The sequence below is a fragment of the Rugosimonospora acidiphila genome (assembly GCF_039543385.1).
In the GTDB taxonomy this organism is placed as follows: Bacteria; Actinomycetota; Actinomycetes; order Mycobacteriales; family Micromonosporaceae; genus Rugosimonospora; species Rugosimonospora acidiphila.
In genome coordinates this window covers 29,654-44,619 of sequence record NZ_BAABJQ010000029.1, presented here as the reverse complement: position 1 = coordinate 44,619, position 14,966 = coordinate 29,654, and the positions used below count along the sequence as shown (strand labels likewise).

Annotated in this window: 14 protein-coding genes; 6 read left to right on the top strand and 8 right to left on the bottom strand. The window is 72.7% G+C overall.

Annotated features, from left to right (window positions below):
* Positions 1-13: 13 nt before the first annotated feature.
* Positions 14-1,246 (top strand): sensor histidine kinase, encoded by a 1,233-nt coding sequence (locus ABEA87_RS34050; protein WP_345636716.1) that lies wholly within the window; start codon positions 14-16, stop codon positions 1,244-1,246.
* On the top strand, positions 1,234-1,878 hold the full coding sequence (locus tag ABEA87_RS34045; RefSeq protein ID WP_345636714.1) for a response regulator transcription factor: 645 nt from the start codon (positions 1,234-1,236) through the stop codon (positions 1,876-1,878). Before ABEA87_RS34050 ends, ABEA87_RS34045 begins: the two co-directional genes overlap by 13 nt.
* Before the next feature lie 15 nt (positions 1,879-1,893).
* Here the strand turns inward: ABEA87_RS34045 and ABEA87_RS34040 are convergent, their stop codons facing one another.
* Positions 1,894-2,733 (bottom strand): class I SAM-dependent methyltransferase, encoded by an 840-nt coding sequence (locus ABEA87_RS34040; protein ID WP_345636712.1) that lies wholly within the window; start codon positions 2,731-2,733, stop codon positions 1,894-1,896.
* Between the two features lie 225 nt (positions 2,734-2,958).
* Between ABEA87_RS34040 and ABEA87_RS34035 the strand changes: the two genes are divergently transcribed.
* The 4 genes from ABEA87_RS34035 to ABEA87_RS34020 all read left to right on the top strand — a co-directional run bounded on the left by ABEA87_RS34035 (position 2,959) and on the right by ABEA87_RS34020 (position 6,830).
* Complete coding sequence (locus tag ABEA87_RS34035; RefSeq protein WP_345636710.1) at positions 2,959-3,936, top strand: phosphatase PAP2 family protein; 978 nt, start codon at positions 2,959-2,961, stop codon at positions 3,934-3,936.
* Between the two features lie 341 nt (positions 3,937-4,277).
* Positions 4,278-4,928 (top strand): M15 family metallopeptidase, encoded by a 651-nt coding sequence (locus tag ABEA87_RS34030; protein ID WP_345636708.1) that lies wholly within the window; start codon positions 4,278-4,280, stop codon positions 4,926-4,928.
* Between the two features lie 67 nt (positions 4,929-4,995).
* The gene (locus ABEA87_RS34025) at positions 4,996-5,670 is read left to right on the top strand and encodes a response regulator transcription factor (RefSeq protein WP_345636705.1); all 675 of its coding nucleotides are present in this window, start codon (positions 4,996-4,998) and stop codon (positions 5,668-5,670) included.
* On the top strand, positions 5,667-6,830 hold the full coding sequence (locus tag ABEA87_RS34020) for a HAMP domain-containing sensor histidine kinase (protein ID WP_345636703.1): 1,164 nt from the start codon (positions 5,667-5,669) through the stop codon (positions 6,828-6,830). The genes ABEA87_RS34025 and ABEA87_RS34020 overlap by 4 nt, the downstream gene beginning before the upstream one ends.
* A gap of 102 nt (positions 6,831-6,932) precedes the next feature.
* Here ABEA87_RS34020 and ABEA87_RS34015 read toward each other — a convergent pair whose 3' ends face one another.
* The 7 genes from ABEA87_RS34015 to ABEA87_RS33985 all read right to left on the bottom strand — a co-directional run bounded on the left by ABEA87_RS34015 (position 6,933) and on the right by ABEA87_RS33985 (position 14,901).
* Positions 6,933-7,775, bottom strand: coding sequence for a hypothetical protein (locus ABEA87_RS34015; protein WP_345636701.1), 843 nt, complete (start codon positions 7,773-7,775; stop codon positions 6,933-6,935).
* Positions 7,776-7,944: 169 nt separating this feature from the next.
* Complete coding sequence (locus ABEA87_RS34010; protein ID WP_345636699.1) at positions 7,945-8,826, bottom strand: hypothetical protein; 882 nt, start codon at positions 8,824-8,826, stop codon at positions 7,945-7,947.
* Positions 8,827-9,225: 399 nt separating this feature from the next.
* A complete protein-coding gene (locus tag ABEA87_RS34005) occupies positions 9,226-9,366 on the bottom strand; it encodes a L,D-transpeptidase family protein (RefSeq protein ID WP_345636697.1) in 141 nt (46 codons plus the stop codon).
* A 374-nt stretch (positions 9,367-9,740) separates the two neighbouring features.
* Complete coding sequence (locus tag ABEA87_RS34000; RefSeq protein WP_345636695.1) at positions 9,741-10,913, bottom strand: FUSC family protein; 1,173 nt, start codon at positions 10,911-10,913, stop codon at positions 9,741-9,743.
* A gap of 54 nt (positions 10,914-10,967) precedes the next feature.
* Positions 10,968-11,492: an SRPBCC family protein gene (locus tag ABEA87_RS33995; protein WP_345636693.1), complete on the bottom strand. Its 525-nt coding sequence runs from the start codon at positions 11,490-11,492 to the stop codon at positions 10,968-10,970.
* A 137-nt stretch (positions 11,493-11,629) separates the two neighbouring features.
* Positions 11,630-13,090 carry a GTPase domain-containing protein gene (locus tag ABEA87_RS33990; RefSeq protein WP_345636691.1) on the bottom strand — a complete coding sequence of 487 codons (1,461 nt, stop codon included), beginning with the start codon at positions 13,088-13,090 and terminating at the stop codon, positions 11,630-11,632.
* Positions 13,087-14,901: a dynamin family protein gene (locus ABEA87_RS33985; protein WP_345636689.1), complete on the bottom strand. Its 1,815-nt coding sequence runs from the start codon at positions 14,899-14,901 to the stop codon at positions 13,087-13,089. Before ABEA87_RS33985 ends, ABEA87_RS33990 begins: the two co-directional genes overlap by 4 nt.
* Between the last annotated feature and the right edge of the window lie 65 nt (positions 14,902-14,966).

Genomic DNA, 14,966 nt, shown 5'->3' with positions numbered 1-14,966 from the left:
ACGCTCGGCGGCGATGCGGTACATGATCACGAAGGCCGGACGGGCCCTCGCCTATGTGGCGACGGGCCTGTTCGCGGGGGTGCTCGGCTTCGTCTGGAGCGTGGCGGCCACCCTCGCGGTCGTCCTGACGTCGGTCACTCACCTGGGCGGGCACGTGTTTCTCGGGGTCGCCTGGGTGACCCGTCGCTTCGCCGGTGTTGAGCGGCGACGTGCCGGCTGGGTACTCGGTGCCCCGATCGCCGCGCCGTACGTGCCGGTCAGCGGTGACCGAGTCCGCAAGCGGGTCGGCGCGGTCGCCGGGCAGCCAGCCACCTGGCGTGACCTCGCCTGGCTGGTCCTGCTCCTCCCGGTCGGCCTGATCACCGGCGTGGCCGGGCTGGTCGTCGCCGTGGTCGGCCTCGCCACGGTGGCCGCGCCGGCCTGGGCGTGGGCGGTGCCGAACCCGCACGCGCCGTTCCCGATGCGGCCGCTGCTGACCACGATGCCGGGGCGGTTCGGGTCCACCGTGATCGGCTTGGCACTGTTGCCGGTGGTGATCTGGATCGTGCGTATCCTCGGCGCCGCGGCCGCCCGCCTCGCCTCGGCGCTGCTCGCCCCGGGGGAGCACCGGCGGCTGGTCGACGAGGCGACTCGCCTCGCCGAGACCCGCCGCCGGGTGGTGGACGCGCAGGCCGCCGAGCTTCGTCGCATCGAGCGGGACCTGCACGACGGCGCCCAGGCCCGGATCGTCGCGGCCGGCATGACCCTCGCGCTGGCCGCCCGCAAGCTGCGCGCGGACAGCGACGCCGCGCCCGACGTAGACCTGGCCCGCCGCCAGCTCGACGATGCCCTCGGCGAACTCCGCCGGTTGGTGCGCGGCATCCACCCGCCGATCCTCACCGACCGGGGCCTGCACGCCTCGCTGGCCGCGCTCGCCGGGGACAGTCCGTTTCCGGTGCAGCTTCGCGGCGACCGGGACGCCCGGTACCCCGCGGCCGTGGAGTCGGCGGCCTACTTCGTGGTTGCCGAGGGGCTCACCAACGCCGCCAAGCACGCGGCGGCGACGGCCGGCACGATCGACGTCGCGCGCGTCGGGGATCTCGTGCGGGTCGAGGTCCATGACAACGGCAGGGGCGGTGCCGACCCGGCCGGCGCCGGGCTCGACGGGCTGCGCCGCCGGGTCGAGGCGCTCGACGGCGCCCTCACCCTGACCAGCCCGGCCGGTGGGCCGACCATCCTGCGAGCGGAGCTGCCATGCGCATCGTGATCGCCGAAGACCTGCTACTGCTGCGCGAGGGAATGGTGCGGCTGCTGACCGAGACCGGGCACACCGTGGTCGCGGCGGTCGACACGGCCGACGCCCTGGTCGCCGCCGTCGAGGAGCACCGGCCCGACCTGTCGATCATCGACGTGCGACTGCCGCCCGGCTTTCGCGATGAGGGGCTGCGGGCGGCGCTGCGGATCCGATCCGCCGACCCGGACGCCCACGTGCTCATCGTGTCGCAGTACGTCGAGCGGGCGTACGCCGCGGACCTGCTGGCCGACGGGCGCGGCGGGGTCGGCTACCTGCTCAAGGACCGGGTCACCGCGCTCGACGACTTCCTCGACGCGGTGGAGCGCGTCGCGGCCGGCGGCACGGCCATGGACCCCGAGGTGGTGCGGCAGCTGTTCGCCCGGACCGGCGGCCGGCAGGGCATCGAGGCGCTCACCCCGCGCGAGCGAGAGGTGCTCGCCCTGATGGCGCAGGGGCTGTCCAACTCGGCCATCTGCGCGGTGCTCGTGCTCGCACCGGTGTCGGTGGAGAAGCACATCGGCAACATCTTCGCCAAGCTCGCGCTGGCGCCGTCGGACGACGCTCACCGGCGGGTCCGGGCCGTGCTGGCCTACCTCAACGGGTAGGCGGTCGCCGGCAACCTAAGGCGCGGGCTTGGTGGCGGTGAGGGAGAACGTCAGGGGGACTCGGTCGCCACCGTCCGGCATCACCCACCCGTGCCCGCTGGAGACGAGCTGAGGAAGTGCGCGCCACGGAATGGACCGGTGCTCGGCCAGGGAGGTCAGGGTGAGGCCGGCGTCCAGGAGCGCCTGGACGATCTCGGAAAGCGAGTGCTGCCACTCGTACGTCGTGGTGTTCGTCAACCGGATCGCGGGGTCGGCGTAGCTGGCTCCGGCGTCGTACCGCAGGGGGTCGCCCGGGAAGTACGGTCCGGTGAGTACCAGTGCGCCATCGGCGCGACCCTGATCCAGCGCGGTGAGTACGGGATGGGCGTCGCGCACATAGAACGTGCCACCCGGGGCGAGCAGGCCGGCGATGGCCCGCGCCCACGAATCGAGGTCGGCCAGCCAACACAGGGCGCCGATGCCGGTGTACACGAGGTCGAACTCACCCGGGCAGGCGGAGCGTGCCCGGTCGACCTCGGCGCAGGCGAACGTCGCGGGCAGGCCGGCCCGGGCGGCGATGTCCCGGGCAGCGGCGATGGCGGCCGGCGAGAAGTCGACGCCGGTGACGGTCGCGCCGAGCCTGGCCCAGGACAAGGTGTCGAGCCCGAGGTGGCACTGCAGGTGCAGCAGCGTCAGCCCGGCCGGCGAGCGTCCGGGCAGGTGGGGGGCGAGGAGTGCGAGGTCGTCCCGCACGACGTCGCTGACCCGGCCGGGGTCCGCGATGAAGTCCTCGGTGCGGTACGCGGCGAGATGAGCGGGCACTCGCTCATCCCAGTTCGCCTGGTTGGCGGCGGTCTCGGTGCCATTGGCGATCATGCCTGCATCGTAGGGGCCCGCCCGCCCGTCGCCACCCGAATTTGACCTTCAAGCCCCTGGAGAGCCGACAATCCCCGCTCGGGAGCGAATTGGTGGGTGTTGGCCGCAAACCCTGACCCGGCGGCGCCGTGCGCACCGTCACGGACGGCGGCCGACTCGCAGGCTGTGACACAACCATGACCTGACGGGGACGGCGGCGGTACCGGCCCGGCCGAGCATCGGCGTATGTCATCGATGCCGACGCTGATCGCCACTCGTACCGCCAACGAGCCCCGGCCATCGTCGGGCCCGCTGTACGGGCGGCCGGTGCCAGTCCGGGGTCGCCCCGGTCGGCTGCTCGGCGTGGCGGCCGGGTACCTGCTGGTCCTCGGGCTCACGGCCGTGGCGTTCGTGTGGACGTCCGGCGGCCAGTGGGCCGACGACCAACTCACCTCGCGGGCGGCCGGCACGTTCGCGGCCGCCCGGACCCTGCTGTCGCTGGCCGGTAACCCGGTCGTGCTGGCCCTGCTGCTGCTGTTGGTGCTGGTCGTCGGGGCGGCGCGGGGGCGGACGTGGGCCGGTGTGGCGGGGGTCGGCGCCCTGCTGTGCTCGGTGGTCGGGGCGGACGCCCTCAAGCTGGCCATGCCGCGGCCGGATTTCGAGTTCCCCGGCTACTCCCACAACAGCTTCCCCAGCGGCCACGTGGCCGGGGCCACCGGCCTGATGTTCGCGCTCATGCTCGTGTCGCCGGCCCGGGCCCGATGGTGGCTCGCCTTCGTGGGCACGGCGGGCGTGCCGGTCATCGCGTCGGCCACCATGGCCGCGGGCTGGCACCGGCTCAGCGACGCCCTGGGCGCCGTGGCGCTGGCGTCGGCGCTGTGCTGCCTGGCCGCCGCGGTACTGGTCCGGTGGCGGCCCGCCGCGCCGGGCCGGTCGTACCCGCCGGTGCCGGTCCGCTGGCGCGGTGGCCTGCCGGTCCGGAGGCGCGGGCTCGCCGGGGCACGCGACCGGGGGGCACGCGACCGGGGGGCACGCGACCAGTCCCCGGGCCGCTCCTGGCCGGCGGCCGCTCTCCTGACCGTGGTGGGGCCGTTGCTGGTGGGTGCGGTCGCCGTGGTGCTGCCCATCGGGCCGGGGCAGTTCTTCGCCACCGTACTGGTCGGCGAGTTCACCGCGCTGTCGATGGGCGTGGTGGCCGGGGTGCTGTGCGCCGCACGCGTGTGACCCATCGGTGCGATGACCGCCCACGGGCCGCCGGTCTGTTACAGGCCTGTGACAGAGCACGGACCGGATCGGCAAACGCCGGCCCGACGGTGTGGGCATGACGAGGTCGCCGGCCGAGCGGCCCCGTCGCCCAGCGGCCGCCGGTCCGCGTACCAGCGGGTCGACGGAAGGTCTGGCGGTGCGGCACGGGGCGCACCGCCGGCCCGGCCGCTCGGACGGTGGCCGGGCTCGCCCACCCGAACCCGCCACGCCAGCCAACCGGCGTTCGCGAACCCCCGCCGCGCCTGCCACCCGGCGTTCGCGAATCCACGAGCGCCGGTCCGATAGTCGAGGAGCCGTCCATGATCCTGATGTCCGATCCGCAGGTTGCCGCCATCCGCACCGCCGACAACGGCGAGCCGCTCGTCGACCTGCGCGACGTTGCCGACCTGTGGCTGGACGACCGGCTCTCCGACGAGCAGGGTGCCTTCGCCAGGCTGCGGCTCACCGTCGCCGAGCGGCTGAGTGAGGCACAGCGCCGGCTACCCGCCGGGGTGCGGCTGCTGGTCGTCGAGGGGTACCGGCCGCGCCGGCTGCAGGAGTCGTACTTCTTCGGGTATCGGGACGGGCTGCGCGAGCGGTACCAGGACTGGGGCGCCCAGCGGCTGCACGTGGAGGCGAGCAAGTTCGTCGCCCCACCCGACCTGGCCCCGCACGGCACCGGGGGAGCGGTGGACCTGACGCTGTGCACCGAGGACCGCGTCGAGCTGGACATGGGTACCCGTGTGAACGACAGCCCCGAGGCGAGCCTGAACGCCTGTTACACCGCGGCCCGCAACATCCCGGCGGCGGCCCGGCTCAACCGGGCGATGCTGTGGAAGGCGCTGACCGAGGTGGGTCTGGTCAACTACCCGACCGAGTGGTGGCACTGGTCGTACGGTGAGCGTTACTGGGCCCTCTCCAGCGGGGTGCCGAACACCCTGTATGGCCCCGTCGTCACTGACCTGTCCTGATCCGATGGGTTCGGGCCGCGATGTCCGGGAGGGTGTGGCCCCTGCCGATCGACGCATAATCGGTGACGTGCCACGACTGCTTCTCATCGAAGACGACCCTGCCGTCCGGGAGGGGCTGAGCATCGCGCTGCGCCACCAGGGCCACCAGGTCGACACTGCGTCGACCGGGCGGCAGGGGCTGGAATTGGCGCGCGCGGGCCAGCCCGACGCCGTGGTGCTCGACCTGATGCTGCCGGACCTGGACGGCTTCGAGGTGTGCCGGCGGCTGCGCGCCGCCGTCAACGTCTCGATCATCATGCTGACCGCGCGTGGCGACGACTTCGACGTGGTGGCCGGGCTGGAGGCGGGCGCGGACGACTACGTCGTCAAGCCGGTGCAGCCCCGGGTGCTGGACGCCCGGATCCGGGCCGTGCTGCGCCGCATCGGCCGGGCGCCGTCGGCCGTGGAGACCCACCGGGAGCTCGTGATCGACCGTACCGGGCTGATCGTCACCAAGGCCGGCCGGCCGCTCGCGCTCACCCCCACCGAGCTGCGGCTGCTGCTGGTGCTGGCGGAGTCCCCGCAGCAGGTCTTCGCCCGGGACCAGCTGCTGCGGCTGGTGTGGGAGCAGGACTACCTCGGCGACTCCCGGCTGGTGGACGCGTGCGTGCAGCGGCTGCGCGCCAAGATCGAGGACGACCCGTCGGCCCCGGTCTACCTGCAGACCGTGCGCGGCTTCGGCTACCGGTTCGGCCCGGTGTGAGCCAGCCACTCAACCGACGGCACATCCCGCGCCGGCCGGGCCTGCGCGGCATGCGCGGTCGGCTGATCCTCGGGTTCATCTCGGTCGCGCTGCTCACCAGCGTGGCGACGGTCGTCCTGATGTACATCGTGCTGGCCTACCTGTACCGCAATGACAGGCTGGAAAGCACCTCGGAGATGTTCTACGGCCTGCTGCCCAACGATCCGACCAGCCGGCAGATCGCGTACATCGTGATCGGCATCTCACTCGGCCTGCTGCTGCTGATGGTGCTGCTCGCCCAGTTCGCGACCAGGCGGGTGCTGCGGCCGGTGCGGAAGCTGGCCGGCGTGGCCAGCAGGCTGGCGGCCGGCGACCTGCGGATCCGGCTGACCAGCACCGGGCAGGACGAGATGACCGAGCTGGTGTACACGTTCAACGAGATGGCCAGCGCCCTGCAGACCAAGGTGGCGGAGCTGCACCGGATGCACACGATGGCGCAGCGCTTCGCCAGCGACGTGTCGCACGAGCTGCGTACCCCGCTGGCCGCGATGGTGGCCGTCACCGACCTGCTCGACGAGCAGGCCGACCGGTTCGACGGCGACGCCGCGGCGGCGGCCCGGCTGATCAGCCGGGAGACGAGCAACCTCAACCGGCTGGTCGCGGACCTGATCGAAATCTCCCGCTTCGACGCGGGCTCGGCCGCCCTGTCCGTCGACGCGGTACACCTGGCCGAGGCGGTACGCAACTGCCTGCGGGTACGCGGCTGGACCCAGCAGGTGGTCGTGGAGCCCCTACCCGACCTGCGGGTACAGGTGGATCCGCGGCGGCTCGACGTCATCATCGCGAACCTGGTCGGCAACGCCCTGCGGCATGGCGCGCCACCGGTCACCATCCGGGCCTGGGCGCACCGGTGGGCCGGGCGCGGCTGGGTGTCGGTGCGGGTCAGCGACCGTGGCCCGGGGATGCCGGCGGAGGTCCTGCCGCACGTCTTCGACCGGTTCTACAAGGCCGACACAGCGCGTACCCGGTCGGAGGGTAGCGGTCTCGGGCTGGCCATCGCCTGGGAGAACGCGCGGCTGCACGAGGGCAGCATCGAGGCGGCCAATTCGCCGGACGGCGGGGCGGCGTTCACTTTGCACCTGCCGGTCTCGCCCGCGTCCGCCCCGGCCCTGCCCGACTGACGCGTTCGCGGCGGTTCCGGTACGGCCGCTCGCGCCAACGCCCTCCCGCCCCTCGCACCGACCGTTCCCGCGCCCTCGCGCCGACGGTTCTCGGACGACGGTCTAGCGATGTGGGGGTGACGAGGGGTGCCCGTGCGTCCAGGTGGGTGCGCCGGGATGCGTCGCCGCGGCGGAGGGGCCGGGCATGCCGGGGGGACCGCCGGGGTGGTGGCCGGGCGGGATCGCCGGCACGGTGTGCCGCGGTGCTCGGGACAGGATGTGCGCGCAGAACGACGGGATGTCCGCGGCGTCCTTGGCCGCCGCCCGCAGGGCCTTCAGCGCATCGTCCGGCAGCGCGCTCGGGTGCGGATGCGCTCCCCTGCGCGCGCCTTCCCATCTCAGGCACAGGACGATCGGGGACGGCCCGGTGGATTCGGTGACTCTCGGGGCGGCGCTCGACCGGCTCGGTGCCGGTGGGTGGACCCGGCCGGCGCCGCTCGACCGGCTCGGGGTGGGCAGTCGCGGCGCGATGGTCGGGGCGGGGGCCGGCACGCCCAGCGGGTAGAGCAGATTGTGGGCGCCGCGCTGTGCCGTCGCCGGCAGATGGTCGGTCTCGGCCGCGAGCGCCGTGCCGCCCGTCATCAGGATCGCCAACCCGGCGGCCACCCTCACCGCGACCATGCCGGTGGAGCGCAGCGCGCGTCCCCGGCGACGGAGGCGGCGCCCGGTGCGCGCGGCGTCGCGGGCCATCACGAAGGCGCCGACCGCGGCCCGTTCACCGGCCAGTTCGTCTGGCCGCGCGGGAGCCGCCGCCGCCTCCAGCACCAGCCGAAGCCCCGCGTGCCCGGGTTCTGGCATGTGCTCGGGGTCGGGCGCGCCGCGGTCGATCAGCCGGTCCGCATCGGACCGGCTGAGCCGTTGGGCCGCCTTGAATCGGTCGAGCCGGTGGGTCCGCCGTTTACGCATCGTGTTCATATCAGCGACGGGCGGTCCTTTCGCGTTACACCCTCGCGCGAGGTCGAGGCCGGTCGCGAACGCGTCACCGCCGCTCCCGCGCGCGAGGGGCGGCCGGATACGGCGGGGGCGCCACCGCGATAGTCGCGGTGGCGCCCCCGCCAGCGAGCCGAGACTCGGTTTAGCGGGTGGTGGTAGCGGTCGAGTCCTGCTTGCCCAGCCGGCGGATCCAGCCGTGCGCGGTGTGCCGGGGCACGCCGTAGTGGTCGGCCACGCCCGCGGCGCTGCCCGCCTGCTCGAAGACGGTGGCGAAGTCGTCGGGCATGCGGCGGTAGGCCCGCTCCGCGGCCGACTGGGTGGTGGTGGCCTTCTTCGCCGGCGCGGCCTTCGCGGTCTTCTTGGCCATGGTGGCCCCGGTGCCCGACTGCGCGCTCGTGCGCGCCGAGGCGCCGGCGCGGCGGCTGCGGGACTTGGCGACCGTGGGCTCGGCCTCCGCCGCCGCTGCCTTCTTGCTCGCCCGCCGCGTGCTCGCCGCGGTCGACTTCGCCGACACGGTCGCCGTGGCGGTCTTCGCCGGCGCGGTCGCCGTGGTCGTCTTCGCCGGCGCGGTCGCGGACGCGCTGGAGGCGGCGGACTTCGCCGTGCGCGTCGCCTTCGTGGCAGTCTTGGTGGCTGTCGCCTTCGACCCGGCGCTCTTCGACGCGGTGGTGCTCTTCGCCGCGGCCTTCGACCCTGCCGTGCTCTTCGCCGGGGTCGAGGCCCTTGCCGGCGCCGGTGCGTCCGCCGGCGCCGCGGCGATCGCCTCGACCGGCGCCGCTGCCGGCGTGGCCTCGATCTCGGCGGCGGGCGCGGAGGCGGTGATGATGGGCGTCGGCGCGCTGGGGGTGATGGCCTCCAGCAGCAGGCTGTAGTCGATGGCGGGCAGTGCGCCGGTGGCCAGTCCGTTGCCGGCGTGCAGGTGCAGATCGGTCAGCGTGACGTTGCCTCCGGCGGTGTCCAGCCGCAGTGTCGTGGATGTCGCGCTGTTGTCGTCCGGTGTGATGGTGATGGTGTACGAGGTCACGGTTGCTGCCTTCGGGTCCTGGGCGCTTGGGGCGCGCGCTGCGGCGGAGTGTTTGGCTTTCGGGCGGGCGCGCGCCACGGTGAGGTGGGTACGCCCGCGCACTCGCGGCCAAACTACTCCGACGATTGTTGCGGTATCAACTGCCGCCGAAAAAGCGTAGTACACCGCTGATGCGCGCTTGGCGCCGGCCGTCACGACGCGCCGGCACAATGCCTTGGCGCGCAAGCGGATGGCATTAGCGGCAAACCCAATCCCACCGCGAATCCTGGTCAGCGCGCCGGTGCGGTGCCCTTGAGATAGCCCGATCAACTCAGGTCCCAGACCGTCCAACCATTGTCCGGCGCCAGACGCTTTTCGGTACCGCGCGGCGCTCACCGGGGCGCCGACATGGATGTTGCCCTACACCCACTCGGCATTCCGCATCGACGGGTTGGCGCGGCCGTGGCTCACATTGTCGTGCCCCTGATCGCCCACAGACCAGGGCGTGGCGTGGATGTACCCACCCTCGTTGGTGAACCGCTCGGCGTAGCGCGCATCCAACCGGTGGTCCCCGTATACCCCAGCGGGTTACTGATTCTCTGACGGTCAGCCATCACCGGGCGCCAGTAATCCTTCGGGCGGTAGATCACCTGCCGCACCTCCGCGGACCTCAGCGCGGCGAGCGAGAGCGCCACGAGCGAGAGCGCCGCGATCACGCGGTCAGTCCTTCGCGATCTGGCCCATGCCCCATCGTCCGCGGGGATCTCGGGTGGGCGATCCGGAGCGGGCCTCGGCCCGACTCCTCCCAACCGCGGCGGGCGGTATCGGCGTGCGCCACCGATTCGCCATTCCTGCCGGGTTCACGACCCGGTGGCCGCGCCGTCCGGTTGACGACCCCTCACCCGCCCGCGCGGATTGCCTCTTGCCGCGCCGAATCAGGGCTTTGCCGGGTTCCCGCCGGCCCGGCGCACCAACTCGTTCGCCTCGCCGTGGGGCAGGTCCGCGGTGCCGAGCAGATCGGTGGCGATGGCCCGGATCTGGGCCACCACGGCGCTGCCCGAGAAGCTCAGGCCGTTGCGGTACGCCTCGGCCGCCTCGCCGACCGCCTGTGCCGACAGATCCGCGACCTTGCTGTCGGGTCTCGAACTGAGCAGCGATTTGCGAACCTCCTTGGTGGCCTCGGCGAGCGTGTACACGGATTGGTACAGGTGCTCGGGGATCGGCTCCTCGTCCCTGATCATGGTCACCACCCGGCGGGCCAGTACCCGCGTGTTGCTCAGCGCCCGCTCGAGATACTCGGCGGCGTTGCGGTACTTGCCCAGGGCACTTCGGGTACGCCAGCGCAGCGGCGCGACCCGGGCCGTCTCCCGGCTTTCCGGAAGCGCGTCCCGGAACTGGGACACCGTGAGGCCGGCCTGCTGCAGGTGGGTGAGTGCCTCATCCGCCTCGTCCGCGTTGCGGGTGCTCATCGCGTGCGCGGCCTGGGCCAGCCCATCGGAGAGCACCGTGCAGGCCGGCCCGGCCTTTCTGGCCACGGCCGCCACCGGATTGGCCGGCAGCAGCAGCGCCATCACCCCGAGCGCGATCAGGCCGCCGATGAGGGCGTCCTCGAACCTCAGGTAGTAGACGCCCTTCTGCGGCGGGGACAGGGTGGCGATGAGGACCCCGGAGGAGGCCGCGTTGGACACCACGGCCGGGGTACCCCCGATGAACACCGACAGGATCGTGGCGAGGAAGACCACCAGGCCCAACTGCCACGCGCCGGTGCCGATCCCGAAGACGATGGTGTCCCCGATGAAGATGCCCAGCGCCACGCCGAAGACGAGTTCGGCGGTGCGGCGCAACCGCTGCCCGGACGAGATGTCCAGCACGATGACGGCGGAGATCGGGGCGAAAACTGGCTGCGGGTGGTGCAGCACGTTGTTGGCGAACAGCCAGGACAGCGCCGCGGCGACCCCGGCCTGAAAGGCGAGCACGGAACTGGCCCTGACCCTGCGCCAGCGCTGGCGTACCCCGACTTCGGACCGCACGCGCAGACCGGCCAGGATCTCTTCCGGCGAGCCCCTGAGACGGCGTTGCCCGGACCCGCCGCTGGGTCCGGCGGCCATGGTTTCGAGCCTAGGCGGCGGCCGGGGGCCCCGGCGGTGGATTCGGTAGCCCGGTCAGGAACGGCTCATCGACTCGGGCGGCCCGATCGTGGCGGCCGGTGGCCCGAACCGGTCGATGTACTCCGAGTTGACCCGGGTCCAGCCGTCGAGCCGGTCGTGTGGCGCCGGTGCGCCGTCCAGGTGCCGGCCCAGCAGATCTAGGCAGACGTGCCAGCCGGCCGCGTCCCGGGCCGCCTTACCCTGCTCGTCGAACACGTCCAGGAGGGTGAGCACCGTCCCGTCGCCGTCCGGGCTCAGCTCGAACCGCAGCGTGTCGCCGCCCCATTCGAGTTCCATGAGCGAGGGCGGCCGGTACGTGATGAGTCTGCCGGTGAAGGCCGGCCCTTGATCGTCCGGGTGCGCGAAGCGGAGCGTCGCGCCGGAGACCCGGTCTCCCTCGATGGTGGTCGGGAACCAGGCCCGCAGGTGCTCCGGTTCGGTGAGCGCCCGCCACACCTTCTCCGGAGGGTGTGCCAGCCTGCGGGCGAACCGCAGCCGCCACCGGTCGCCGGCGTGTTCGAGTTCTCCGTGGTTCGCCATGACCACAGAATTGCCGATTGGTTATATGTCTGTCAAGGAATCTTCGGCGCCTGGCGCACCCGAGCGGACCTGGTGGGCGCCCGCCAGGCCGCGATCTTGAGGGAGTTGAGGATCAGCCCGGGTGGCGCTCCGGCGGGTTAGCCGGCGAGCTCGGCCAGGATCCCCTCGCAACTACGCACGACGGTGCGCGCCGCGCCCTGCTGAGCATGGCTGAGAAGTGGGTTCTCGGCGTGTTCCACCCACCGGTCCAGAGCCTGACTTCCCAATGCCCACAGTTGGGCCCCGGTTGCCTGTTCATCTGCTGCCAATCGCGTCGAGACATCCGTGCCTTCCATACCGATCAAGCGTTGCGCCTCCGTATCCAGCTCCGAAGGCAGTCGTATCCGGCCGCCGCGCAGCGCGGCCATCAGCCGCAGCTCGCGAAACTCGTGGGCGCCGGCCACCGTCCGCTCCACCTCAGCCGAAAGCCCGGTCGCCGCCGGGCGAGGCTCGGCGCGCAGCACGAACTCCAGCGCCAGCAGGGCGGACCGCGCCTTGAGCAGGCCGCGCCGCTCCACGAACAGCTGGCTGATGGACTCGCGCAGCTCGGTCAGGCCGCTGCGGCGCACCAGCTGGCCGGCCAGGGCGCCGAGGTCCGTCCCACCCTGCCGGATCAGGGTGGTGGCCAGCCGCACGCCCACCAGGCCCAGGCGGTTGAGCAGATCCTGGCGTACCGCGAGGGTCTGTACGGTGTCGGACGCGCCAAGGAACCGGTCGGTGGACAGCAGCAGCCCGTCCAGCCCCTCACGGTCCAGCGCGGCCAGCTCGGCCAGGGCGGCGTACTGGGGCTCCCGCATGGTCCGCCCGGCCTCGGCGATCAGCCCGGCCACCGCCACCACGTTCTGGCACAGCCCGCGCATCCGCACGTCGCGGCGGTGCCGGCGGGCGAGCTGCTTGGCCGACAGCAGCCCGTCGATCCGCCCTCCGCCGACCTCGTCGGCCCGGGACAGCACGAGGATGGTCTGCACCGGCGCGGCCCGGCCCACCGGCGTGTCGGGCGCCATCCGTAGCGGGTTCAGCTCGGTGCCGGGCGCGCGCCGGACCAGGTACAGCATGGCGTCGGCCTCCCGGGCGGCGCGGTCCATAATGGATGGACCATCCGGCGCGGCGGTGCCGGGCGCGACCGCACCCGGGGTGTCGATCAGGATGGTGTGGCGCAGGGTACGGGTCGGCCAGTCGACCACTATCTCGTTGACGTTCTCCGGTGCGCCGGTCGGCGAGTCGACGTGCAGCCACCGATCGAGCCGGGTCACCGTGAGGTCGTGTACCGACTCGTGCGGCGAGTGCAGGGTGGCCCTCGGCTGCGCACCGTCCTGGTACCAGACCAGCGCCTCCGCCCCGCCGTCGACCTCGACCGGCGCGATGCCCTCGCCGACTATCGCGTTGATCAGCGTTGACTTGCCCACCTGGGGCGGCCCCGCGACGGCGATCCGCAGCGGCTCCTCGAAGCGCTGCGCGTGGTGCTGTAACCAGCGAAACGCGCGCGGGCTGTCCCGGTACGCCGCCAGGGCGTCGTTGAGCAGCATCCACACCCGGTCTTCGAGCCAGCCCGACGTCACGCCGCGACCGCCCGGGTGATGGTCGCGGGCAGCGCGAGCGCGTTGGCCCGGTCGTGCAGCCGGCGCAGGTCCTCCAGTTCCCGCTGGAGTTCGCGGTCGTGCCGGTCCCGCTCCGCGAGGTCCCGGTCGGCGGCCTGCTTCGCGGTCCTGGCCGACTCCAGGATGCTCGCCTGCAGATCCTCGGCCATCCCGGCGAAGTGGTCGCGCAGCCTGCGCTGCACCTGCCGGATCACGTCCTTGCAGTCCTTGCTGAACGAGATGAAGAAGTCCTCGACGTGGCGCTGCACGGCGGCCTTCGCCAGACTCTGGCGCCGCTGCAGCCGGGAGTCGCCCTCGTCGCGCAGGCTCTTGCCACCGAAAAGCGCGCCGGCACCCACCGACACGGCGTTGAACAGGGGCATTCCGGCCAGGCTGGTGACCAGACCGAACATCACCAGGCCGCCGTAGGAGCCGCGCAGCCCGGTGTACACCTTCTGGGTGAAGGTGAACCGTCCGATGTTCGGCTGCTCCAACTCGGCCACGGTGTCGAACGGTTCGTGCCCGAGGTCGAAGGCGGACTCGGGCAGCACGGCGGTGCGGTAGCCGGGGAAGCCGGCCGCGATCTTCTCCGCGATCCAGTGCGACCGCTCGACCAGCCAGCCGAAGTTCGCCTCGGCGGCCTCCAGCAGGTTCTCCTCGAGCCAGGGCGCGAAGGCTTCCCAGACGGCGCCCGGATCGGCGTCGTCGAACACCTCGTCCACCCGGCGCAGGATCCGGCGCGTGCGGTCACGCAGATCGTGCTCGATGTCGGCGCTCAGGTCGGAGATCTCGTCGGCCAGCGAATTCTGCCAGCGACTGGAGAGCCGGCGCAGCTCGTCCAGCCGGCGTTGGGCCTCGTTCAGCTGTGACGCGGCCCCGGAGACCAGGGCGCCGTCCAGTGCGAAGCGGCGGGCGCGCAGCGGCAGGCAGAGCTGCTCGACGACGGTGCCGGTGATGGTGCGAGCGGTGTGCGGGGCCAGCGACTCCGGCTTGGTCAGCAGGTCGTGCTGCAGGCGCCCGACCAGATCGGGGAAGCCGGACTCGGCGTTGAGCCTCCGGTCGTTGGCCTTCGCGGCGAGCAGGCGCAGGGTGGCGGAGACCGGGATGACGGTGGCCGGAATGCCGGCACCGGCCAGCCGGTCGCGATTCTGCTCGGCGACCCGGCGCCACTGCGTGGCGATGTCTATCTTGCTCAGCGCCACTATCACCTGCGGGCAGGTCCGGACGGCGTACCCGAGGAAGGCCAGTTCCACATTGGACAGTAGCCGGTTCGCGTCCGACACCAGCAGTACCGCGTCGGTGTGCCCGACCCAGGCCGCGTCCAGCCCGCCGGTCGCCCAGCCGGCGTCCAGCCCCGGGGTGTCGATCAGCACCAGCCCCGCGGTCAGCAGCTCGCGCGGGATGCCTATCTCGGCGCGGTGGAACCGGCCGGCCCCGGTGACCCCGCTGGCGAGCTGCTCGATCGGTACCGGCACCCGTTCGGTGGCCGCGACGTCCCGGTCCGGTACCGTGGTCGGCCCGGTGACCAGGGCGGCGCACGGCGCGTCGGCGTGCTGGATGACCGACGGGACGCTGGTGGTGAAGTCGTCCCCGACCGCGCAGACCGGCGCGTTGAGCAGCGCGTTGATGAGTTGGCTCTTGCCCTGCCCGGCCTCGCCGACCACCAGCACGCGCAGCTTCGGGTCGAGTAGTTGCGCGCGTTTGTGCTGCAACTGCTGCACCAGATCGGCGCGGCTGTGCGCGGCGCAGGCGCGGATGGTGTCGTCCAGTACGTCAAGCCAGAGCGGTACCATCGCCGATCCCAACTCGCGGCAGGGGCCGGAGTCGACCGTTCGGTCGGCTCCGGCCCGGGTGCCAC